This window comes from Psychrobacter sanguinis (assembly GCF_020736705.1).
GTDB classification, from domain to species: domain Bacteria; phylum Pseudomonadota; class Gammaproteobacteria; order Pseudomonadales; family Moraxellaceae; genus Psychrobacter; species Psychrobacter sanguinis.
The window spans coordinates 1,402,545-1,425,045 of record NZ_CP085990.1; the positions used below are offsets into that span (position 1 = coordinate 1,402,545).

17 protein-coding genes are annotated in these 22,501 nt (G+C 41.0%); 11 read left to right on the top strand and 6 right to left on the bottom strand.

Annotated features, from left to right (window positions below):
• Nucleotides 1–247: 247 nt before the first annotated feature.
• The 3 genes from lolB to LK453_RS05990 form a co-directional block, all read right to left on the bottom strand.
• Nucleotides 248–925: a lipoprotein insertase outer membrane protein LolB gene (gene lolB, locus LK453_RS05980; protein WP_201537836.1), complete on the bottom strand. Its 678-nt coding sequence runs from the start codon at nucleotides 923–925 to the stop codon at nucleotides 248–250.
• Between the two features lie 261 nt (nucleotides 926–1,186).
• A complete protein-coding gene (locus tag LK453_RS05985) occupies nucleotides 1,187–3,271 on the bottom strand; it encodes a tetratricopeptide repeat protein (RefSeq protein WP_201537834.1) in 2,085 nt (694 codons plus the stop codon).
• 408 nt (nucleotides 3,272–3,679) lie between these two features.
• Complete coding sequence (locus LK453_RS05990; protein WP_201537832.1) at nucleotides 3,680–4,627, bottom strand: polyprenyl synthetase family protein; 948 nt, start codon at nucleotides 4,625–4,627, stop codon at nucleotides 3,680–3,682.
• Between the two features lie 663 nt (nucleotides 4,628–5,290).
• Here LK453_RS05990 and fadB point away from each other — a divergent pair.
• The 6 genes from fadB (at nucleotide 5,291) to LK453_RS06020 (ending at nucleotide 12,609) form a co-directional block, all read left to right on the top strand.
• Nucleotides 5,291–7,450 (top strand): fatty acid oxidation complex subunit alpha FadB, encoded by a 2,160-nt coding sequence (gene fadB, locus LK453_RS05995; RefSeq protein WP_201537830.1) that lies wholly within the window; start codon nucleotides 5,291–5,293, stop codon nucleotides 7,448–7,450.
• 151 nt (nucleotides 7,451–7,601) lie between these two features.
• Nucleotides 7,602–8,774, top strand: a complete 1,173-nt coding sequence (gene fadA / locus LK453_RS06000; protein WP_007395801.1) for an acetyl-CoA C-acyltransferase FadA — start codon at nucleotides 7,602–7,604, stop codon at nucleotides 8,772–8,774.
• Between the two features lie 113 nt (nucleotides 8,775–8,887).
• A complete protein-coding gene (locus LK453_RS06005; protein ID WP_201541618.1) occupies nucleotides 8,888–10,582 on the top strand; it encodes a DarT ssDNA thymidine ADP-ribosyltransferase family protein in 1,695 nt (564 codons plus the stop codon).
• Nucleotides 10,575–11,270 (top strand): DarT1-associated NADAR antitoxin family protein, encoded by a 696-nt coding sequence (locus tag LK453_RS06010; protein ID WP_201538330.1) that lies wholly within the window; start codon nucleotides 10,575–10,577, stop codon nucleotides 11,268–11,270. The genes LK453_RS06005 and LK453_RS06010 overlap by 8 nt, the downstream gene beginning before the upstream one ends.
• Before the next feature lie 186 nt (nucleotides 11,271–11,456).
• On the top strand, nucleotides 11,457–11,897 hold the full coding sequence (locus LK453_RS06015; RefSeq protein ID WP_201538328.1) for a hypothetical protein: 441 nt from the start codon (nucleotides 11,457–11,459) through the stop codon (nucleotides 11,895–11,897).
• A gap of 133 nt (nucleotides 11,898–12,030) precedes the next feature.
• Complete coding sequence (locus tag LK453_RS06020) at nucleotides 12,031–12,609, top strand: isochorismatase family protein (RefSeq protein WP_201538326.1); 579 nt, start codon at nucleotides 12,031–12,033, stop codon at nucleotides 12,607–12,609.
• Nucleotides 12,610–12,688: 79 nt separating this feature from the next.
• Here the strand turns inward: LK453_RS06020 and LK453_RS06025 are convergent, their stop codons facing one another.
• Nucleotides 12,689–13,939, bottom strand: a complete 1,251-nt coding sequence (locus LK453_RS06025; RefSeq protein ID WP_201529483.1) for an MFS transporter — start codon at nucleotides 13,937–13,939, stop codon at nucleotides 12,689–12,691.
• 209 nt (nucleotides 13,940–14,148) lie between these two features.
• Here LK453_RS06025 and LK453_RS06030 point away from each other — a divergent pair, with 209 nt between their 5' ends.
• Nucleotides 14,149–14,751 carry an HD domain-containing protein gene (locus LK453_RS06030; protein ID WP_201529481.1) on the top strand — a complete coding sequence of 201 codons (603 nt, stop codon included), beginning with the start codon at nucleotides 14,149–14,151 and terminating at the stop codon, nucleotides 14,749–14,751.
• Between the two features lie 95 nt (nucleotides 14,752–14,846).
• On the opposite strand, the gene asd is transcribed toward LK453_RS06030, so the two are convergent.
• The gene (gene asd, locus LK453_RS06035) at nucleotides 14,847–15,746 is read right to left on the bottom strand and encodes an archaetidylserine decarboxylase (protein WP_144295757.1); all 900 of its coding nucleotides are present in this window, start codon (nucleotides 15,744–15,746) and stop codon (nucleotides 14,847–14,849) included.
• Nucleotides 15,747–16,007: 261 nt separating this feature from the next.
• On the opposite strand from asd, the gene dtd reads away from it, so the two are divergent.
• From dtd to phoR, 3 genes are all read left to right on the top strand, one after another.
• On the top strand, nucleotides 16,008–16,448 hold the full coding sequence (gene dtd / locus LK453_RS06040) for a D-aminoacyl-tRNA deacylase (RefSeq protein ID WP_007395795.1): 441 nt from the start codon (nucleotides 16,008–16,010) through the stop codon (nucleotides 16,446–16,448).
• Nucleotides 16,449–16,670: 222 nt separating this feature from the next.
• A complete protein-coding gene (gene phoB / locus LK453_RS06045) occupies nucleotides 16,671–17,369 on the top strand; it encodes a phosphate regulon transcriptional regulator PhoB (protein WP_007395794.1) in 699 nt (232 codons plus the stop codon).
• 161 nt (nucleotides 17,370–17,530) lie between these two features.
• Nucleotides 17,531–19,096 (top strand): phosphate regulon sensor histidine kinase PhoR, encoded by a 1,566-nt coding sequence (gene phoR / locus LK453_RS06050; RefSeq protein WP_227674357.1) that lies wholly within the window; start codon nucleotides 17,531–17,533, stop codon nucleotides 19,094–19,096.
• A 209-nt stretch (nucleotides 19,097–19,305) separates the two neighbouring features.
• On the opposite strand, the gene LK453_RS06055 is transcribed toward phoR, so the two are convergent.
• The gene (locus LK453_RS06055) at nucleotides 19,306–19,788 is read right to left on the bottom strand and encodes an FKBP-type peptidyl-prolyl cis-trans isomerase (protein WP_007395792.1); all 483 of its coding nucleotides are present in this window, start codon (nucleotides 19,786–19,788) and stop codon (nucleotides 19,306–19,308) included.
• 626 nt (nucleotides 19,789–20,414) lie between these two features.
• Between LK453_RS06055 and LK453_RS06060 the strand changes: the two genes are divergently transcribed.
• The gene (locus tag LK453_RS06060; RefSeq protein ID WP_201541616.1) at nucleotides 20,415–22,406 is read left to right on the top strand and encodes a M61 family metallopeptidase; all 1,992 of its coding nucleotides are present in this window, start codon (nucleotides 20,415–20,417) and stop codon (nucleotides 22,404–22,406) included.
• Nucleotides 22,407–22,501: the final 95 nt, after the last annotated feature.

Consider the following 22,501-nt stretch of genomic DNA (forward strand, 5'->3'; position numbering starts at 1 on the left):
AACAAAGAGTGGCCGTGCAATTGAGGTTGCTCAGACCTATCTAAAGGTTCGAGCCATAGACAACAATTCACGGCATTTATTAATTGAAAGTAGTTAAAGGCCAAAGACGATTATAAGGTATCACAGCAACTATAAGCGTCAACTTCAAGCTTTAAGAACCAATCTTTAACAGTTAATCTTTAAGAACTAATCTTTAACAACCAAGCTGAAGGATGACTTAAGAATATTAAATCATCCCTACAGTCCTCTAACCATGCGATATAGTCATAATAACTTTATGGCCATCACCACGCGTCACGGTAATTTTGCTAGGTAAACGGTCATTATTTTTATAACTAAACTGTGCCAACCAGTCGCCATTTTGAGAGCGGTCTATACGACCTTGTGAATCTAGCTGACTATTGGTATCTGAAGGTGCGGGTCGACCCGAAATCCAATAACGTAACTGTGAAATAGGTGCTTGCCAACCAGTAGCTTGTAGTAATAATTCTTCTGGGGTGGCAGCGGTAATTTCTCCAGTACGTTCACTGACCAGTTTGGCGCTGTTGCCATCATATTCAATGACGGTATGGCCTATTCCCAACGCTCCCGTTAGGTCTATGGCGAAGCGCTCGTCTTCTTGTGCCCACACATAAAAAGCACTACCTGTCTGAGCGGCACTGGTCTCTGTTTTCGGAGTTGTGACCCCAATTTTTCCGCGAATATTAAAGCTTTGAAGTAACGCAGGATACTGCGAAGCACCGCCCGTTACCATTTCAGTGGTTGAGTTTGGTGCTGTGCCTAAATTTTGGGTGGTTTGACAGCCGGTAATACCGAGCACACTGGCGGCTAAAACAAGACCTGCAAAACTTTTCTTTGAAACAAGCGATTTTGGTGCTGAATAGGTTTTTAACGCTGTAGAGACTGAGCGAGATATTGAGGTCATAATTGTCCTTAATTTTTAATTCTTAGATATGAGTTATGGGGTATAAGTTTAAAGGGTGTGCTAATCATTAAGTAGGCTAATAACTAAGCTAGTTAACAATAAGCTAGTTAAAAAATGGCTAAGGGCAACAATGTTAGCAAGACTTTGTGATTTTTAGGAGTCTGTACCGTTCAAGTTTTGTGTCAAGACTATTTTTGATAGACATAGTCTTTTTAAAGTTTTAAAGCTAATTCTATAAACAGGTGTTTTTTACAAAACGTATCAGTACGATTGCAGTCTATCACTGATATCCTGCTGACCGACGGCAAAACGTTGTTGAATGTCTTCAAATAAGCTAAGCACTTTATCCTGCTGGTTTAGACCTTGGTAAGCACGTAGTAAGATAATTCCTGAGTCTAAAGTCGGAGAGATATCATAAGGCACTTCTAAATAATCAATGACCACCTGATATTGTTGTTTAGACAAAGCGTCTGCTGCCAAAAGGTTTAAAGCCGACAAATAGTTTTTTTGATTAAATTGAGGAGAATCAAAAGGCACTTCTAAGACGGACTTTGCCAGACTGACTGCTTGTTCTACTTCCTTCTCATCACCTACTTCAAATAGCAAGGTGGCAGAAGCCACTATGTAATCTGGATTCTCAGGATTAATTAACAGCAGACGATCCAGTAACCTGCGTTTTAATTCAGTATCTGTCTCATTGTCTAGCAATTGTGCCCGCGCAAACATTAGCTTGGTATCATCAGGATAGCGCTTATTGGCATTAGCCAAGACATCTTTGGCTTCAGTCAGCTTGCCTTGTTGACGCAAAATATCGGCCTGCATGATGGCGCTCTCTGGCCCATACACATCAAATTGCTGGCTGAATGTGGTCAAGGTATTTAAAGCTTGTTCGCTATGACCTTGCAATAGTTGAATAGACACCAGCTTTTGACGCGCTTTCAATACCAAGTTTTCTTGCATTACTTTTGATAAGAAACGTTCTGCTCTTTCGTATTTATGCTGTCGCTCTGCACTGATACCCAGATAGTAATAGGCTTGATCAATATAGGCTGGCGAGGAGGCTAAGCTTGATAGCAACTCATCTGCTTTGGTATAAGCCTCGATATCGATGCTGACTAGAGCGGCTAAAAGAGTGACTTCCTCATCTTGGAATAAGTCATGCGCTTGTAGTAAGAGCTCCCAAGCTTCCTGAGTCTCGCCCAACTCCAAACGATAACGGATTTCATACAGGAATATCGTTTTATTGTCTTTTAGTCTTTTGCGCTCACCGCTGATAAATTTTAATACCTGACGATCAGGTTTTAGCTGCTTCAAAATATCTGCTTTTAACACAATAAAAGGCGCATTATCAGGTTGGAACTTTAAGGCACGATTGACACTGACCAAGGCGATGTCTGGCTGTCCTAGTTGTGACATGAGACCTGCCTGCATCACCAATAAAGAAGGATTATCGTGTTTGGGCAAGCTTAGTAGTGTTTCTAGTAGCGAGCGTTGGTCTTTTTGATTGGTAGGATAGATACCAATGAGTATTTCGCTTAAATCAGCCTGTGTATCATAATCGAGAATCTCAGTTAACACTTTGCCCGATAATTCATAATCGTGTGCCTTCAATGCCAAATGAGCCACATAAAATAGGGCAGGAATATGTTCAGGGTTTTGCTGTTGCCACTGTAGCGCAAAAGCCAGAGATTCTTTTGGCATGTCATATAATAACGATAGCTCAAGGGCACGCTCAAAAACAGCAGTAGCATCATCCTTAAGTGCCTCTTGCTTATAGAGTTCAAGACCTGCATCTATCTCACCACGATTGATCAAAAACTCCGCCTGCATCACATTAAGCATGCTTGGACGGTCTTTGGTCAATGACAAGCGTGCATTAGACTCATTAATTGGATGACTGCTTAACGTAGGATCGAGTGCTGCTTGTTCAGTAATCAACTGATTGGCTTGAGGTAAAGGTTTAGGCGAGTCTTTTTTATCTATGATATTAATAATCGGTGAAAAAACGCGACGAATGGGGTCTAGAACACTGGCACTGGCAGAGAATGAATGCGTTGCCATACTTGCCAAACTGAGTAGGATGCACAACCGCAATAAACGCTGACGGGTAACAATAAATGACTTTTTTTGATTGTTCAGACGTTGATTGTTTAGACGTTGATTGAGCTTTTTATGATGTAAATTGCCGCGCAACGTACCCTTTGCACGTTTGTTCAAAGCTGTTTTCTTAGCAAAAAGCGAGCGTTTAATCCTCATGCGCAAAGGCGTCTCACTAAGGTCAAAATCGGTTCTGACCCTCTTTTTTGGCAACCCTTTAGGTTCATCAGTCTGACGTAAGAAAAGCATAATTTTCCGAGTAGTGTAAAACAAGCATTATGTGCTATTTGTTTTGATGGTGAGTAAGGGGATTATGACTCAACTTAACTTGGCTGACTTGTAGTCGCAAGCCTGGCCTAAGCGACTACAATAAAGCGGATCATGGCCGTTAAGCGCGTAAACTGACATAGACTTTCTGAATATTTAAGCATTACAGCGGCTAAATAAACACAGCTGTCTTTGACTTAATAGCGCCTGTATCTTTACGCCTTATACCGATAACGAGATACAGATAATGAGTCAAATAATGCTCGGTATCTGTACCCAACTATCAACGCGCTATTATAATCAAATATCAATCCACCTAATAGTAGTATCCTTGTTACTTCAACCCTATTAGTTCAACCTTATTAATTCAAAAGTGTTGATTCAAAAGCGTTATTTCTGACGCTGCCATAGCCATTCTGCTAAAGCGTTTAAGGCGTTTTCGTCCATAAAGCTATCGTCTATAACTTCCTTGGCCTCTACGAATAAAGATTTGGCATAGTCAGTGGCGCTGTCTACTCCCATTAATCTGACATAAGTAGATTTATTTAAACCTTCATCACTGCCAGCCGGCTTGCCTAAAATATCGGTACTGGCCGTCACATCTAAGATATCATCTTGAACTTGGAAAGCTAGACCAATATTAGTGGCAAACTGAGTCATAGCAGCCAGTTGCTCAGCACTAGCTTCGGCACAAACACCGCCCATCAGTACGGCAGCCTCAATCAAAGCCCCAGTCTTATCGCGATGTATGGCTTCAAGCTCGGCTTGGGTAATTTCTTTATTTTCAGCATTTAAATCTAGCATCTGTCCGGAGACCATTCTTCTGGCTCTGGGGGCAAAGACGGTCAGCAATTTAGCCGCTTGCTCATCTGAGATAGGCTGAAACCCCTCAATGTCTGCGGTTAATATCTCAAAAGCAAGTGTTTGTAATACATCGCCGGTTAACATGGCTGTGGCTTCATCAAACTTAATATGACAAGTAGGGCGGCCTCGGCGCAAATCATCATCATCCATGCAGGGCAAATCGTCATGAATGAGCGAATAGGTGTGCAAAAACTCTACCGCAAGCATCGCTCGGCGGCAGTTGTCTGTCAGTACTGAGTTAGACAAAGCTTCAGCTCCTGAATCCACAGCAGTATTGCTATAGATGACAGTATGATAAGCACAAGCCGCCATTAAAGGACGCACCCGCTTGCCTTGACCGGTCATTGCATAGTGACACGCTTCTTTTAAGGGCGAGGGTAGTTCAGCGTGGCTTAACAAGGTATCAATATCTGCCGATAATGTGGCAATAACCTGTTGGCTTAAACTTTCAAAATTGACGGACTGTTTTATCATAGAACCGATGCTCAATGCAGATAAGGGAGTTGTGAAAAATTAAGACGTTACTGGCGCAGTTAGCCGCATAAAAAAAAGCGTGCTTGAATAGGGCAGTCAGACTTAACTTATAGGGGATATTATGGGGGTTAGTTTAACATGTGCAAGTCAGATTTGCCGCCTGCTGTCAGTTACTGTAGGACGAAAAATAAAGTAATTGAGTTACGAATCAAAGACTTGATAGACTAATTATGTTGTAGCGCCCTATGTTTAAAAAACTTATTACGCTTAAAAATATGTTAACAATGACTTTTAATGCAGAGCAGTCAATGAAACAACTTTAAACGGTCACGTAAAGGATTTATTGGCACTATATGACAAAATTTATGACCTATGAGTCAGTGATTGCGCTGTGACAGCAAGGGGTTAAATCCCCTACACTAACCGGCGTAAAGATCTAACCAACATAAATATGCTGGGGCATAGATATAAACGGGCAAGTTGTATAATAGTAATTTAATACACTGTGTGTAGTCTAAGTACTATAGAATTATATCAGCAGGTGTTTTAAAGCTTAAGATTTACCTAAGCCAACTATAATATGATGAATGTGATTCAGCTTATGACGTGGTGTAACGGCACGCAAAGCTTAAAATAAAGAGCTAAAATAACAAGGAGATTTACATGATATATCAAGGTAACCGCATTACGGTATCACTGTTAGATGATGGCATTGCCAACATGCAGTATAACGCCGAAGGTGAGAGCGTTAATAAATTTGATGCCGAAACCAACAAACAGTTCGACGAAGCTGTTACTGCTTTAGAGCAAGCAGACAATGTAAAAGGTCTGATTGTTACTTCAAGCAAAGGTGTGTTCATCGCTGGTGCAGATATCACAGAATTTGTGTCACATTTCAACAAAGAAGAAGAAGAAATTAAAAACTGGATCGTTGAAATCAACGGTGTATTTAGTCGCTTTGAAGATCTACCATTCCCTAAAGTTGCCGCAATTAATGGCGCAGCACTAGGCGGTGGTTGTGAAATGACACTGGTTTGTGAATACCGTGTAATGAGCGAAAAGGCGCAAATCGGTCTACCAGAAACTCAGTTAGGTATTTTCCCAGGCTTCGGTGGTAGTGTGCGTACGCCACGTGTTATCGGTATCGATAATGCTCTAGAGTTAATCGCTACAGGTAAAGCACAAAAACCTGCCGAAGCTCTTAAATTAGGCTTGGTGGATGCTGTTGTGGCTGCAGACGATTTAGAAGCGGCCGCTATTGACCTAGTTAAAAAAGCAATCGCTGGTGATTTAGATTGGCAAGCGAAGCGTGAAGAGAAACTGCAACCTGTTAAGCTAAATCAGCTTGAGCAAACAATGGCGTTCAGCAGTGCCAAAGCCGCTATCTTTGCTAAAGCAAATCCTAAACAGTACCCAGCACCTGCCATTGCTATCGAGACCATCGAAAATCACGTCAACCTACCTCGTGACGAAGCTCTTAAAGTGGAAGCAGCAGGTTTTACTAAAGCTGCTAAAACACCTCAGGCTGAAAGCTTAGTGGGTCTATTCTTAAACGATCAAACCGTTAAGAAATTGGCCAAAAAACACACTAAGAATGCTCATGAAATCAATGAAGCAGCAGTACTTGGCGCAGGCATCATGGGTGGTGGTATTGCCTATCAGGCAGCTTCAAAAGGCCTACCTATTATCATGAAAGACATTAAGTCTGAGCAGTTAGACTTAGGTATGGGCGAAGCAAGCAAACTACTAGGTAAGATGGTAGAGCGTAAGAAAATGACCCCTGCTCAAATGGGTGAAACGCTAAGCCGTATCCGTCCTACACTGAACTATGGTGACTTTGGCGAAACTGACATCGTTATCGAAGCGGTTGTTGAAAATCCAAAAGTTAAGCACGCGGTACTAAAAGAAGTAGAAGGTTTAGTCAAAGAAAACGCTATCCTAGCTTCTAACACGTCAACCATCTCTATTACGCATTTGGCCACTGTGCTTGAGCGCCCTGAGAACTTCGTGGGTATGCACTTCTTCAACCCAGTACACCGTATGCCATTGGTAGAAGTTATCCGTGGTGAGAAATCATCAGAAGAAGCGATTGCGACTACCGTTGCTCTAGCTCAACGTATGGGCAAAGTGCCTGTTGTTGTGAATGATTGCCCAGGTTTCTTAGTGAACCGCGTATTATTCCCATACTTCGGCGCGTTTGATCTTCTATTAAAAGAAGGCGCAGACTTTGTTCATGTTGACAAAGTAATGCAGAAATTCGGTTGGCCTATGGGTCCTGCCTACTTAATCGACGTGGTTGGTTTAGATACTGGCGTACACGGTGCAGACGTTATGGCAGAAGGCTTCCCAGATCGCATGAAGCCAGACTACAAAGGCGCAATCAAGCATCTATTTGAAAACAATCGCTTGGGTCAGAAAAATGGCGTTGGTTTCTACAAATACGAAACTGACAGCCGCGGTAAGCCTAAGAAAACCGCTGATGAAGCCACTTATGAGCTATTAAAAGCGACCACAGACAGCGATAAGAAAGAGTTTGATGATCAAACTATCATTGATCGTATGATGCTTGCTTTCTGTAACGAAACGGTTCGTTGCTTAGAAGACAACATCGTAGCAACTCCAGCAGAAGCAGACATGGCGATGATTATGGGCGTTGGTTTCCCTGCATTCCGTGGTGGCCCATGCCGTTACATCGATCAAGTAGGTCTAGATAACTACTTAGCACTGTGTGAAAAATACGCTTACCTAGGTAAAGCTTATGAAGCGCCACAAAAAATCCGTGATATGGCAGCAGCTGGCGAGACTTTCTACCCAAAAGCCTAGTTATTATTGATCGGCTTATAAATCAATAAGCTGATAATGAACTAGGGATGACCAAATAATTCATTAGTTTACTGAGCTTCACCTTCTAATTGATAGACGGTGAAGCCTTCTCAGAAAAACTAAAAGATATAAAAAATTCAAGGAGTATTACATGACAACATTAAGTCCAAAAGACGTGGTCATCGTAGATGGCGTGCGTACTGCAATGGGTAAATCTAAAAACGGTATGTTCCGCAATGTCCGTGCAGACAGCATGTCAGCTGAACTGGTACGTGCTTTAGTTAAACGTAACGACTTTGATACCAATGAAGTTGAAGATGTTATCTGGGGTTGTGTGAACCAGACTCTAGAACAAGGTATGAACATTGGCCGTAACATTGGTCTGTTGGCTGATATCCCAAAAACTGCTGGTGGCCAAACGGTTAACCGTCTATGTGGTTCATCAATGCAGGCTTTACACACTGCTGCTGCTCAAATCATGACCAACCAAGGTGATGTTTTCATCATCGGTGGTGTGGAGCACATGGGCCACGTGGGCATGATGCATGGCATCGATATCAACCCAGAAGCGTCTAAGCATTATGCAAAAGCGTCAAACATGATGGGTTTAACTGCTGAAATGCTAGGTCGTATGAATGGCATCACTCGCGAGCAACAAGACGCATTTGGTTATGAATCTCATCGCCGTGCTTGGGAAGCGACTCAACAAGGTCGTTTTGATAATGAAATCATCGGCGTTGAAGGCCATGATGCACAAGGCCGTTTACAGCTTTGTACCGTTGACGAAGTGATTCGCCCTGACACCACACTAGAGTCATTGGCTAAGCTACGCCCTGTATTTGATCCAGCGAATGGTACCGTAACGGCTGCGACTTCTTCTGCGTTATCAGATGGTGCGTCTGCAATGCTAGTGATGAGTGCTCAAAAAGCGAAAGATTTAGGTCTTAAGCCTCGCGCTCGTATCCGTAGCATGGCTGTTGCCGGTTGTGACGCGGCTATCATGGGTTATGGTCCAGTACCAGCGACTCAAAAAGCACTTAAGCGTGCTGGCCTAAGCTTAGATGATATGCAAACTATTGAGTTAAACGAAGCGTTTGCGGCACAAGGCTTATCAGTACTAAAAGCACTTAACTTGTTAGACAAGCAAGACATCGTCAACGTTAATGGTGGTGCTATTGCTCTAGGTCACCCACTAGGCTGTTCTGGTGCACGTATCACTGTAACGCTTCTAAACGCTATGGAGCAGATGGATACTGAAATTGGTCTAGCGACTATGTGTATCGGTCTAGGTCAAGGTATTGCCACTGTTATTGAACGTGTATAAATAAAAAAAGGTTAAATAGTAGAGCGACAAGTTCTACTTATTTATCTTGTATAAAAGACACCTCTGACGTAATGTTAGAGGTGTTTTTTTACGTGAACTATTTTGAGAGTACTATGGAACTATTATTTATTTTTGGTGCATTCATAGTTATATGGCTTTTTACATCTAACACAAAACTGCAAGATTTAAGAGTAGCTAAGAACTTTTTTAAGACTGCTACAAAGGAAACTAGTAGACTTCTTGAGGATGTGAATAGTAGCTTAGATGAGTTTAATAAAGAATTTGAAAAGTCAGTAGCTGAAAAGTCTAGGCTATCAGAAGAAAAAATTGTCAAAAATTATAAAGAACTTTTACTTGATATGTCTAGGCAAGAAGATATTGATAGTATCAATGAGAGTCTACAAGGCTTAGGTTTAGACAGATATGATGATGTAACGAATATCGTAGATTACTTTAAAGAAAAGGGTCGTTATGAAGAAATATCCCACTTAGTGATTGAAGAAGTCCATTCCAAGGGAGTATTCTCATCATCAAAAAATACTAAATATTTCATTAATCGTGAATATGGTAGATATTTAAGAGATAAAGAAAGAGCTGAAGGAGAAAAGGCTGAAAGGGAAAAAGCCGCAAGAGAAAGAGCTGAAAGAGAAAGAGCTGAAAGAGAAAGAGCTGAAAGAGAAAGAACTGAAAGAGAAAGAACTGAAAGAGAAAGAGCTGAAAGAGAAAGAGCTGAAAGAGAAAGAGCTGAAAGAGAAAGAGCTGAAAGAGAAAGAGCTGAAAGAGAAAAGGCTGAAAGAGAAAAGGCTGAAAGAGAAAAGGCTGAAAGAGAAAAGGCTGAAAGAGAAAAGGCTGAAAGAGAAAAAGCTGAAAGAGAAAAAGCTGAAAGAGAAAAAGCTGAAAGAGAAAAGGCTGAAAGAGAAAAAGCTGAAAGAGAAAAAGCTGAGAGAGAAAAAGCTGAAAAATCATCTCCCAATGAGATTAAAACTAATATATCGCCAGCAGTTCTAGCTAATAAAGTGGACAATTATCTAGTTGATTTTTTTAAGATTAGGTTCTATTTATCTGGTACTACCAAATATCCTAAGTTATATTGTATCGATGATTATTTTGCGCATAAGTTTCCTGGATTAGCTACCCAGCATTACACCAGAATTTGGGACGAGATAATTCGTAATACTCAACTAGATTATAATAAATTAAAGAATATTAGTGCTTTGTATCATTTTACACATAAGGCAAACTTATCTTCTATTTTAGAGCATGGCATATTAACACGTAAAAATCTTGATGATATGAATTTAAGGTATGTTTTTAATGATGAGTTAAGAATGGATGGAGTATTAGATTCTATTTCATTATCGTTTAGTCATCCTAATTTCAAAATGTTCTATAAATATCGAAAGCAAACGGGTGATGAGAATTGGGTGGTTCTTAAAATATCACCCTCACTACTATATGGGAGAGAGGACAGCTTTTCGTATAATACTCTAAATTTCAATTATCTAAATAAGGCGATTTTTTGTAGTTCTAATGCTGCGTCAATGAAGGTGAAGAATCAGCCTATTCATCAAAGAATGACTTGTGATGCTTTCTTGAATATGTTCGAATCGCCAATAGGTATGAGCTTACCTACCTATACATATGACAATCAAGCAGAAATACTATATCTAGACAATATACCTGTAGAATTTATTGATGAGATATATACTAGTTATCAGGATAACAGTCTTAACTGGGCTAGGAATCTAGGTTATAAAGTTTCTGAGAATGAAGTGGTTTTTGATAAGAGGAGATATAGAGATGGCTAGCCGACCTGTATTTATAACTAGCGAATTAAGTAATGATTTAGTTAGGGTAGAAGAGTTTGAGTTTGAATGGTTTCCTGGTTTTAGCGCTACACAAAAGAAAAAGTCGATTGAATCATTGCATCAAGCTTTTCAAAATAAATATGAAAATAAAAAGGTGTTAGAGATATCGTCCAAGTCAGAGTCGGAATTAGGTGTGAATCTTAGTGCATTTAATTTACATTTAGAGTTATCAAATGGTCATAAAGCAAGTGTAGAAAGCCTTTACCAAGCATCAAAAGTTTTTGAACAGGGTGGACCTTTCATAGATATTCGATATAAATCTTCGTTAGACGCTAAAAGGGATGAGAGGCTGAAAAACTCAGGTGAAGTTATAGGATTTATGCATAAAAAAGACCTGTGGGATATTGAACCTAAAACAGCCTTTTATAATTGGTTATATTTAAATGTTTTAAACTTGAATAATGATTTGAAAAATGAAGTGCTACAGTATGATGCATTTACTGATATAGAATTTAATCCTAAGAAATCTTTTAGTTGTCAGGCTGAGGCTATTGCGTTATATGTCTCATTAAGAAAGAAAAATTTATTAACCGAAACTGGAATGATTCCAGCTAGAGATGATTTTCTAAATTTGGTTCGAAATAAAATCAATAGAATGAGTCAAGACGAACCACCAAAATTACTTTAATTTATAGCATTATATAAAGTAGCTAGATATATACAATTAGTCTTTAATAGACTTCAAAAGTAAAATAGTAAACATTTATTTATCTTGCATCAAAAGCACCTCTGGCGTAATGTTAGAGGTGCTTTTTTATGTGCATTATCTTATTTGTTAACCCGTTAACGTACAGGTTTGAAAGGTCGAAATATCATGTCTAATTACAATATACCTGACCCTACTGAGTCCAAAGAGCAGTTTGCCTCTAAAAATCCTTATCGTAAATCGGCTTTGACCAAGCTGTTTTTAATCTCTGCAGTAGGGGTGGGGTTAAGTCTGATAACTAGTACTAAGTTGGTCGCAACAAATTTAGCGGACAAAGCAGGACAAGATTCGGTACAGCCGCAAGTGTTGGTCGGCAGTGTCAATAAAAGCTTGGAGCAATTTAGCTTCACCACTGAGCAGGGCGTGCAGTATCATATCTCTGATCCGAGCAATATTATAGATGACCTAGCCAAGAAAAGAGGGGTTGTTCATCCTCTTTATGAGTTACATCGGGTACGTGTCAAAGCATTAATAAGTAAGGCCGGTAATTATGGTCATATGGGTCACTATGAACGTCAGATTACCGTTGTGGGATTGGCAGAACGTTAACGGCTCAGTTTGGCGACAGGGTTTAAGACCGTAATTACAACAAGTCTAAGGCAAATGTTTGACCTCTGTGGCTTAATATGACTTAATAAGCATAAGGGATTTTTGTTTTCTTAATCGACACAAGGAGTGTGTTATGTCAACAACGATTACCACTGACAAAACGTATCGTATCCAGCGGGAAAACTGTCAAGCCATGATTATTGATGTGCAAGAGAAACTTTCTCCGCACATTTACCGCTATAACGATATCCTTAAAAAGACCCTAATTCTCATTCAGGGGTTACAGACTCTAAACATACCTATTTTGCTTAATGAGCAATATCCTGAAGGTTTAGGCCGTACGGTACCTGAAATTATGGCAGTATTAGACACCACTAAGTCTAAGACCATCGAGAAGGTGACTTTTAGTGCGTGTGACAACGATGAAACATGGAACTATTTAGCCCAACAAAATCGAATTTCAGTATTGGTATTTGGGGTAGAGGCCCACGTGTGCGTCATGCAAACGGTATTAGATTTATTAGACAACGGTATGCAGCCTGTAGTTATCGCCGATGCGATAGGGTCACGTAGTGCTTATGATCGTCGCCAAGCGATTCGCCGTATGCGACGTGCAGGGGCAGTGATTACCACCACTGAGGCAATATTGTTTGAGCTATGTCGCTCAAGCAAAGACCCTGCTTTTAAGGCGATTAGCCAGTTAGTGAAGTAGCCTTACTGGTCTCTTAGTAAGACGAATACGTTAGAAAAAGCATAAAATTGAACAATTGAACCCAGATTGAAATTGAGGGTTAGACCATTGGTGGTACTTTTATCACCGGTTTATCCTCAATTTTTAACACCAAAAATCCCGCGATAATAACTGCAATAATCAGTACCCAACCTGTTGGTAGCCAACTACCGGTGCTTGCTTTAACCCCTTGCATTAACAGCACCATTATCACACCGCCTAAGTTACCCATCATCATCAACATCGCAACTGCCTTAGCAGCCTGTGAAGGATGAACAGTGTCTTCAGCGGCTGCAATAAGTAGTGGGTAGCCTGCCAGTAAAAAGAACCCTAGAAAAAAGCTGATAATAAGCGTGGTACTGCCAGAAGTTGAATACAGGAGAGGGTAGGTAGCAGTAGCACCTACCACCGTCGCCAGTATTAAAAATAAACGCCGCTTTTGAAAATAATCGGACAATAAAGGGATAATTAGTGCCCCCAATATGCCGCCAAAGATTAACATCGCGGTTATGGTTCCTGCGGTAGTTTCAGTGATACCTCTTGGGGCAAGAATGGGAGCAATCCAATTGCTTAACCCATTAAAATAACCCATGGCAATAAACACTGACAGCGATATCAGCCATAAGCGTTTGTTCTTAAGTAACGATTCGATTCCAACAAGTGATACGGTTACCGCCTGTTGTCTAGGCTTTTCTTCTACGATTAAGAAAAACAGCAACACAGCGATGGCTGTTATTCCGACATTCAATAATAACATCTGTGAGAAACCAAACAGCTCAATTAGCGGGGCTGGAGCAAATGCACCAAGCGCAGTCGCTAAGAACATACCACCCATGATAATACCAGTCACAGTGGCCAGTTGTGATTTATCAAACCAATCTGTGGTAACAAGATTGATGGCATTGGTAATGTAGGGTTGGGCAATGGCAATAAGTAGCTGGCCAGCTAGTACTACCCAATAATTATTGACCCCTAACCAACGTATAATCGTCCCAATTAACATTAAAATAGCAGCGTAGCCCACCACTTTCTTGTAGCCGACATTATCTAATACCTTGCCCGAATGGATGGCCAGCATCACAAAGACGATAGGAAACATTAGGGTCAATAAGTTGGCTAAAAATTCACTGACTCCGAAATGCTGTTTGGTACTAATAATAATGGTAGCAAAGGTTAGCCATAAAAACTGATTCACCCCAAGCAATAAAGAAAAACCGGCAATAACTCGCCATTTACGGGGCGGTTTGTTTTGGCCTAGTTGAGAATCTATGAGGGTAGGGGTACTGTTAGTTAAAGCGTCATTGAGTGACATAGACAATCCTTGTCTGTGACATGAGTTATGAATTTGGCAAAGGTAACAAACTAAATATGTACTAAATTCAGTATGTGCTTTTCAAGAAGTTTAAACAACTTAAACCTATGGGTCTCTAAGTTGGGGTGGATTGGGTCTGTTATTATATAAAGCCTAGAGTTTACGCTTAGAATGAACCGAAATATTTTTAGATGATGAGATGAATAGTTATGCCATTGACTGATAATAAGCACGTTAATATTGAAAATGTCACTCAGTTTTTGTTAGAGCTTGATGCACTAAAGCGGGTTAACCGACGCAGTTATGTCACTCAAACTGATCGACTGGAAAACTCAGCGGAACATTCATGGCATTTGGCAATGGCGTGTTGGTCTATCGCTGAGTTGTTTCAGCTTGAGGTCAATCACGAGAGATTGCTAAAACTTGCTTTAGTCCATGATTTGGGTGAAATTTATGCTGGTGATACTTTTTTGTATGCCGAGACTCGTAGCGAGGCGCATATTGAGGAGCGAGAGGGTATTGTTCGTTTGCATGCGCATAAGGGCAATGGCATTGATAATTTGCTTGAGGTATGGGATGAGCAAGAGACTGGGGGCAGTAAAGAGACGCAACTGTTAAAAGCTATTGATCGCCTATTGCCGTTTTTGCTTAATCTGAATACCGGCGGTAAAACTTGGAGCGAGCATGGGGTTAAGCGTTCACAGGTCGCCGGTATGCATGCCTTTATCGCAGACAGTTTTCCGGTCATTCATCAGTGGATAGAAAAACAGATTGATTATGCCACCGAGCAGGGTTGGCTAGTGGATGCGTAATGCATAAAGATAACTAAAAATATTATTATAAAAATAAAGGTGCACCAGGTGCACCTTTAAAATAATGAGCTAGAAAATATATGGATATCAGCAGGTTAGGCTTTAGCAGCGACACCCAAAAGCTGACCCATTTGCACCACAGAGCCATGCTCCATGTCTTGTGACCACTCAACGCCGGCAGACTTTGGCATCACCACAATAGCGGTTGAGCCTAAATAAAAGCGGCCAAGTTCATCGCCTTTTTTGAGGCTAAGGTTGTGCTCAAGCGTTTGAATGCTATCGGTACGCTCGATTTTGCCAGTGGCAACGGTTTCGATACCAGCCACAATCATCGCACCTACTAAGACTACGGCAGCACGGCCATACTGAGTTTCAAAAATACAAACCAAACGCTCATTACGGGCGAATAAGTCAGGGACATTTTGGGCAGTGACATTATTCACTGAGAATAACGTACCAGGCACATAGCGGGTCTCAATGAGCTTGCCATCAAAAGGCATATGTACGCGGTGGTAATTGCTTGGCGCAAGATAAACAGTGGCGAAACTGCCACCATTAAAATAGCTAGCTTCCTTATTCTCTGAATCTGCCAATAAATGACCGACGCTATAATGACGGCCTTTGGCTTGCAATAATTGGTTTTGCTCGATATAACCTATTTGAGAAATCATACCGTCTGCGGGTGAAACGATGCCTTTTTCCGTGCTATCGATGGGGCGCGCATCTTCTGCCAATTCACGGGTGAAAAAGTCATTAAAGCTTTTAAAATCGCCAAATTCTTTTCTACCATACTCATCTAGAGTAATTCCGTAAGCTTTGGCAAAGGTATTAACGAATGCTTTTTTGACAATTGGATTTTGACTGGCAGCCAAGCGACCTGCGGTTTCACTTAATTTCTGCTGAGGCACAACGTGCTGTAGCGCCGTAAAGATACCATCGCGAGTCAGTAGTTGCTGCGCTTGTTTTTTGAATGAGTCTTTGAGTAGATTTTTCATAATAAAATTCATCGTAGAGTGGGGAGTAGGTTTTTATATAGCCAGTTCTGTATATAGCTGGTTCTTTATATAAATAATATACGGCTAGTTTATCATGATTTCTATTCAATATAAGAGGACAGTAACTGAGACTTACCATTACTGAACTCGACTCCCTTATTAGTTAATAGAGGGAAAAATACAGAAACATAAAATTCAAACGATAGCTTTGTATTTAAGCAATACAGATAATAGAAACAATAGAAAAAAGGATGACGATTAATGAGAGCATTAATTCAAAGAGTAAAACAGGCCAGCGTAGTGGTGGATGCAGAGACAGTAGGGCAGATTGAGCACGGAATATTGGCTTATATTGGTCTTGGGCCAGAGGATACCTTACAAAGCGCTCAAAAGATGGTCGATAAAATCTTGACCTACCGTATCTTTGATAATGAGGCAGGCAAGCTTGACAAAAATGTGCAGCAAGTCGAGGGCGGTTTGCTTCTGGTTTCACAGTTTACTTTAATGGCCAAAACCGACAAAGGCCGTCGCCCAGATTTCGGAGGTGCCATGGCGCCAGATGCCGCAAATGCGCTGTTTGAACAGCTCGTAAGCTACGCTAAGCAGCAATACCATCACGTGGAAACGGGTAAATTTGGTGCCAATATGTTGGTTAAAGCAGACAATGATGGGCCACTGAATTTCATTTTAGAACTTAGCTAAACTAGGGAATGAAACGTGGTTGTCTGGCCGATAATGAACAATTAAAGTGGTCTGTTAAACATCGATCAAATAAAGCTTGTTCTGATAAGTTTTAGTATTGTCATCTATTTGTCATAATTATAAGCTGTAATATAACGGTCATAATTATATGAACCAGATTTATAGCGTACTGCTACTTCACCGTACCGAACGCAGAGACGAAAACTATAGGACAACAATAAAATGAATACCGAAACCATATTGGTTGTGGAAGATGAACCGGCCATCCGTGAAATGATTGTTACTACTTTAGAGATGTCAGGATTCGAATGCTTGCAGGCTGAAGATGTTAATGACGCCCATAACCAAGTGGTGGACCATAGACCAGCGATGATCTTACTAGATTGGATGTTACCAGGTAATCAATCAGGGATAGATTTATGCCGTCGTCTTAAAAAAGATGAAATGCTGTCTGAAATTCCTATCATCATGTTGACCGCACGTGGCGAAGAAGATAATAAAGTACAAGGGTTAGACGCCGGTGCGGATGACTATATTACTAAGCCATTCTCGACTCGAGAGCTGGTCTCACGAATTAAAGCGGTACTTCGCCGTAGTAGTGTTCTATCTGGTGAAAAACCTATTGAGGCAGAAGGTCTAAGTCTAGATCCTGTCAGTCAGCGTCTTTCGGCGGATGGTACTCCTGTAGAAATAGGCCCAACCGAATATCGCTTACTGGCTTTCTTCATGAGTCACCCAGAACGTGCCTATACTCGAACACAGCTGCTCGATCAGGTGTGGGGTGGGAATGTGTATGTCGAAGATCGTACCATTGATGTGCACATCAGACGCTTGCGCAAAGTGCTAGAGCCTTATAATTATGCTGGGTTTATTCAAACCGTACGTGGCACTGGGTATCGCTTTTCGACACAAGTCCATTGAACAAATAAAAGGATTAAAAAGCGGGTATAATCTATCGGCTTTTTAATCCTTTTATCATTAATAGTTGGATAGTGGGATAGTGGCTTGGGTTAATGACGCCTTTAGGTTACTAAGTTACTAGAACTACCCAAATTGCTAAAAATTCTAAAGTTGAGAATGCCATGAGTTCATCGCCAGATCATCCGTCTAAATCAGAAGCTGGCACTCTAGAAACTGATAAACGAGAGATGGCCAGCGCTGAATCAAAAACGCCTACTCCTGAGTCTTCTCAGCCCGCTACTGGGGTGAAGGACAATACTCAAGCACCAAATCTACTTTATCAGAAACCAGCAAAACCTTTAAAGAAAAAGAAAGAGCGTCATGGCACTATCTTATTTTGGTCTGATTTTAAGTGGCTAATCACTCTGATATTATCAGGCATGGGGTTGGGCGCATATTTTGGTTCAGTACTATGGGGGATTATTGCCGGATTACTGGTCTATCATGCCTGGCGACTTTATGCTGTACAGCAGTTTTATAACTGGATGAGTAAGTCATTAACCTTGCCACCGCCTGAGCTGTCAGGAAGCTTGACCTTTATGGCCAATCAGCTTTATGACAGTAAAAAGCAAGAACAAATGACGCACCAGAAGATGATGGGTCTGATTAAAAAGATTCGCAGCTCATTACTGGCGCTACAAGATGCTGTGATATTGCTCGATAAAGACGATACCTTAGAATGGTGGAACCAATCTGCTGAGACCTTGTTGGCATTACGCTCTGAAGATCAGGGACGAAGTATTCTTGATCTTATCGATGTTCCAGAGTTTCAGAACTACTATATCAATGCGATTTCGCCCAACGAGGGACTGCGACTGCGTTCTTGGCGAGATTATGAGCGATTCTTACAGTGTGAAGTAACCCACTTCGGCACTGAAAAGCTGCTTATTATTTATGATGTGACGCGCCTACAGCATCTTGAGCAAATGCGTAAAGATTTTGTGGGTAATGTCTCACATGAGCTACGTACCCCGTTAACCGTAATCATGGGCTATATCGAGACTTTTTCAGACCAACCCGATTTGGACCCCAAATGGCGACGTGGGTTTAATCTAATGACTCAGCAAACGGAGCGCATGAATCGTATTATTAATGATTTGCTGCTATTGTCACGTCTCGAAAATGAAGAGTCTATTCGTACGGAACGTGTTGATATGCCTAAGCTTATGACCAGTATCTTTGATGATGCTCAGGCCTATAATAAAGACTTCGGACATCTTATTGATTTACATATTGATTCGCAGTTAGATGTGTATGGCTCAGAGGTATATCTTAATAGTGCCCTGCTTAACTTAGTTACCAATGCCATTAAATACACCCCCAAAGGCGGTGAGATTAGAATTAATTGGCAAGAGGTAAAGGGAGGGTGCTCTTTTTCAGTTCAGGACAATGGTATAGGCATTGCCAGTGAGCATATTGATCGTCTCACAGAACGCTTTTATCGAGTGGATAGTGGGCGCAGTAGAAGTACAGGGGGCACAGGCCTAGGATTGGCTATCGTCAAGCATGTGCTTTATCAGCATGGTGCCAAACTAACCATTCAGTCTGAAGAAAATAAAGGCTCAACCTTTACTGTTTTTTTTCCAGACCGATGTATTTATAAAGAAGAAAAAAGTTCCAACAGCGATAAAAACCTGCCCAAGGAACTGACTAAGACGATAGAAAATAAGAGTCATGAAACAAAGTAGTTAAAATAGCTTTAGCTTAGTCGTCTGTCTTTAAAAGGCTCATAAAATAGCAGTATAAAAATCCCAACATCTAAAATACCATAAAAAAGAGCCGTTCATTATTAGTGAACGGCTCTTTTTGGTTCTGAGAGATGGACTGACTTTAAGTCAGCCCTAAATTTATAGAAAATCTAATCCTCAGATTCAAAGCTTTAGCTAATGATTAGCTATTAGTGTTGTACGCCACCAGTGCCATGGATGTGACCATGGTTTAACTCGTCTTCAGTAGCTGCACGTACTTCAACGATTTCTACGTCAAAGCTTAGTTTTTTGCCCGCTAGAGGATGGTTTGCATCAACAGTAACGGTATCATCGTTAACGTCAGTAACGGTAACTAGCATTACTTGACCTTCCGCTTCAGACTGGAACTGCATGCCTGGTTGGATGTTGTCAACGCCTTGGAAATTAGAACGAGGTACTTGTTGTACGGCTTGCTCTTGGTATTCACCATAAGCGTCAGCTGGTTCGATAACCGCAGTTAGTGAATCGCCAGCAGATTTGCCTTCAAGCTCTCTTTCAAGACCTGGGATGATGTTGTTGTGACCATGCAAGTAAGCCAATGGCTCGCCTTGTGATTGGTCGATAACGTTACCATTTTCGTCTTTCAGAATATAGTTGAAGCGTACGGCAGTATCTTTTGCGATTGTTGTCATAAAATTTCCTCAAATAAATATAGGCGTGCTATATGGTCAGTAATACAATAAGGTAGGGTGCTTATGATGGCCAAAATTACGGTTAACAACAGCTGTTAAACGTGACTTATACCACACCTCTTCAAATTGCCTTGCCTAATAGATTGCGATGATAGACAAAAGTTTCAAGTCATCTTCTCAAATTAATTGTTAAATTGCTAAGTTTTTTACAAATAATAAAATTATTTTGAGAAGTACATGGAAGGTATAAATGCCAAAAAATTCCTATTTCCGTCTTAAGGAAGTAATCTTTAAAGGCCCTCTTTTTAGCCTACTATTATCGATAATAGGTTTAAATAAGTATAAAGTGTGAGGGTAATCCGAGTACTGGAGGTTGAAGTTTTCCTCTTAGTACCTAATCTAAAACCTATCTAAGCGTAAATTATAGCGGTAGTATATTTAAAAACTGTTAAAAAATAAAAATACAGTGGGTAACGCTCTATCTTGAATAGTATTTTACAGCGCACTTTGAACCACACTAGATTTAGGCAATTGATTATTTAGGCAATTGATTTGTTTAAGCGACAGTTTCCATTAAAGACGATCGATTAAAAAAACCTTCATTAACATGGATATCGGTAATAATTATGTGCACTTTCCAGCACACAGATGACAATATATCTTTAGAAAACAACCCTCAAAAAGACAATCCTGATGCGAGCTTATCAACCGTTGAGTATCACTTAGATTTTAGCCGCTTTAGACAACACTTAGTCGATGTCACTTTGACATTTACCGCCGCCCAAGATGCACCGGTATTGTGGTTGCCGGCTTGGATTCCAGGCAGTTATTTGATGCGTGAATTCTCACGTAACATTACGGCAGTTCATTATCAGGCCAAATCGCAAAACGAGTCTCATAACCAGTTACAAAACCAATTCGGAAATGAAGCCCGCATACAGTCACATGGCCATAGAGCCGGTAAACTGAGTAAAAATGAATGGCAGCTTACTGAGGTTAAGGCAGGAGAAAGCGTACAGGTTGACTATGAAGTGTACTGCTATGATTTGTCAGTACGTACCGCTTACGTAGATCAGACCCGTCTATATGGCAACTTCACGTCGCTTGCGTTGGCAATAGAGGGACTAGAGGATATACCGGTTAAAGTTACTTTAAGCGTGCCTCAAGCATTTTATGAACTTAATCAGACTGACAAGCAAAGCGATAGAAAAGTGAAAATCGCCTGTGGTCTTAAATCGACTTATTTGCACAGTGACAGCGCGCACCACTACCACATGCAGGCTGAGAACTATCTCGAGTTAATCGATTATCCATTTGAGATTGCGCCACAAGATGCCTTTGATTTTATCGTACACGATGACAGTCACCACACAATTGCTCACCGTTTTTATATCTCAGGTAAGCACAGTGCCAATATGGGCAGACTACAGCAAGATGTACAGCAGATTTGCCAAACTTATCTAAATTGGCTAGGCGATGCGCCATTTTGCTCAGATGATTATGATGGCTATACCTTTATGACCTACGCTAGCGGTAATGATTATGGTGGGCTTGAGCACATCAACTCAACCAGTTTGGTAACCCCGCGTAGTGACTTGCCAACCGCTCAGGAAAAGCAAGAGCCTAGCGAGAGCTACCAAAGATTCCTAGGCCTTTGCAGTCATGAGTACTTCCACTCTTGGTGGGTGAAAACAGTGCGTCCTGACGTGATGCTAAATGTGGACTTGCGCCGCGAAGCTTATACCCCCTTACTTTGGGTGTTTGAGGGTTTCACGTCTTATATTGATGACTTCATGCTTCAAGCCTCAGGTGTGGTCAGTCAAAAAAGCTATATGAAGCTACTGCAAAGCCAAATTAACCGTTATACCCAGACACATGGTCGTGCCTTACAAAGCGTCGCTGAGTCGAGCTATGACGCTTGGATTAAGTTGTACCGCGCCGATGAAAATACCGGTAACGCAGGGATTAGCTACTACAATAAAGGGGCACTGGTTGCCTTATGTTTAGACCTAACCTTAATGGCACATAGCGAGGGTAAATACCGCCTATTTGATGTGGTTAAAGCTTTCTACCAACTGGCCAAAGAGCAGGGTGAGGCAGGCAATCGTATTCGTGTCGGTATGGACAACAATAACTTAGAAGCGGTTATCAGTCAGTTCATCGATAAGCAGGTGTGGCAAGACTTCAAAGCCAAGTATGTAGATGGGGTAGAGGAGTTACCTATCAAGGAGCTGCTACAGGCCAATGGCATTAGTCTGAATGATGATAATAAAGACAATACGCTACCATGGGGTATTGCAGTTAGTGAAAATCCGGAAGGGCTTATGGTTAATAAGGTGCTACGTGACAGCGTGGCCTCTGAAGCAGGCATCTCTGCCAAAGATGTGATTGTGGCGATTGATGGCGTGAAAGCGACTAAAAAACAGCTTCAAAGCGTGGCTGAGTCAAATCTCGAGTCGGTAACTTGCCATGCGTTCCGCCGTGATGAGCTCATGATATTTGATGTGGCCAATAAAACACACTCTGGTATTAGCGCCAATCCAAGCTTAGATAAGGTAAGTCTCAGCTTAAACGAGTCTGGGCATGAAATTTGGTTGAGCCCAAGTTTTGTGAAATAGCTTATAAACTATTCTAAGTGCTCAAATTAAACTTTGATTTTCCTTTAATATTTTGAATAAAGTCTCTAATAATACTTGTATTTATTTATACCAAG

Excerpts from the sequence above, each read along its gene's own strand:
- lolB (WP_201537836.1), bottom strand. The coding sequence starts at position 925 with ATGACCTCAATATCTCGCTCAGTCTCTACAGCGTTAAAAACCTATTCA.
- LK453_RS05985 (WP_201537834.1), bottom strand. The coding sequence starts at position 3,271 with ATGCTTTTCTTACGTCAGACTGATGAACCTAAAGGGTTGCCAAAAAAG.
- LK453_RS05990 (WP_201537832.1), bottom strand. The coding sequence starts at position 4,627 with ATGATAAAACAGTCCGTCAATTTTGAAAGTTTAAGCCAACAGGTTATT.
- fadB (WP_201537830.1), top strand. The coding sequence starts at position 5,291 with ATGATATATCAAGGTAACCGCATTACGGTATCACTGTTAGATGATGGC.
- fadA (WP_007395801.1), top strand. The coding sequence starts at position 7,602 with ATGACAACATTAAGTCCAAAAGACGTGGTCATCGTAGATGGCGTGCGT.
- LK453_RS06005 (WP_201541618.1), top strand. The coding sequence starts at position 8,888 with ATGGAACTATTATTTATTTTTGGTGCATTCATAGTTATATGGCTTTTT.
- LK453_RS06010 (WP_201538330.1), top strand. The coding sequence starts at position 10,575 with ATGGCTAGCCGACCTGTATTTATAACTAGCGAATTAAGTAATGATTTA.
- LK453_RS06015 (WP_201538328.1), top strand. The coding sequence starts at position 11,457 with ATGTCTAATTACAATATACCTGACCCTACTGAGTCCAAAGAGCAGTTT.
- LK453_RS06020 (WP_201538326.1), top strand. The coding sequence starts at position 12,031 with ATGTCAACAACGATTACCACTGACAAAACGTATCGTATCCAGCGGGAA.
- LK453_RS06025 (WP_201529483.1), bottom strand. The coding sequence starts at position 13,939 with ATGTCACTCAATGACGCTTTAACTAACAGTACCCCTACCCTCATAGAT.
- LK453_RS06030 (WP_201529481.1), top strand. The coding sequence starts at position 14,149 with ATGCCATTGACTGATAATAAGCACGTTAATATTGAAAATGTCACTCAG.
- asd (WP_144295757.1), bottom strand. The coding sequence starts at position 15,746 with ATGAAAAATCTACTCAAAGACTCATTCAAAAAACAAGCGCAGCAACTA.
- dtd (WP_007395795.1), top strand. The coding sequence starts at position 16,008 with ATGAGAGCATTAATTCAAAGAGTAAAACAGGCCAGCGTAGTGGTGGAT.
- phoB (WP_007395794.1), top strand. The coding sequence starts at position 16,671 with ATGAATACCGAAACCATATTGGTTGTGGAAGATGAACCGGCCATCCGT.
- phoR (WP_227674357.1), top strand. The coding sequence starts at position 17,531 with ATGAGTTCATCGCCAGATCATCCGTCTAAATCAGAAGCTGGCACTCTA.
- LK453_RS06055 (WP_007395792.1), bottom strand. The coding sequence starts at position 19,788 with ATGACAACAATCGCAAAAGATACTGCCGTACGCTTCAACTATATTCTG.
- LK453_RS06060 (WP_201541616.1), top strand. The coding sequence starts at position 20,415 with ATGTGCACTTTCCAGCACACAGATGACAATATATCTTTAGAAAACAAC.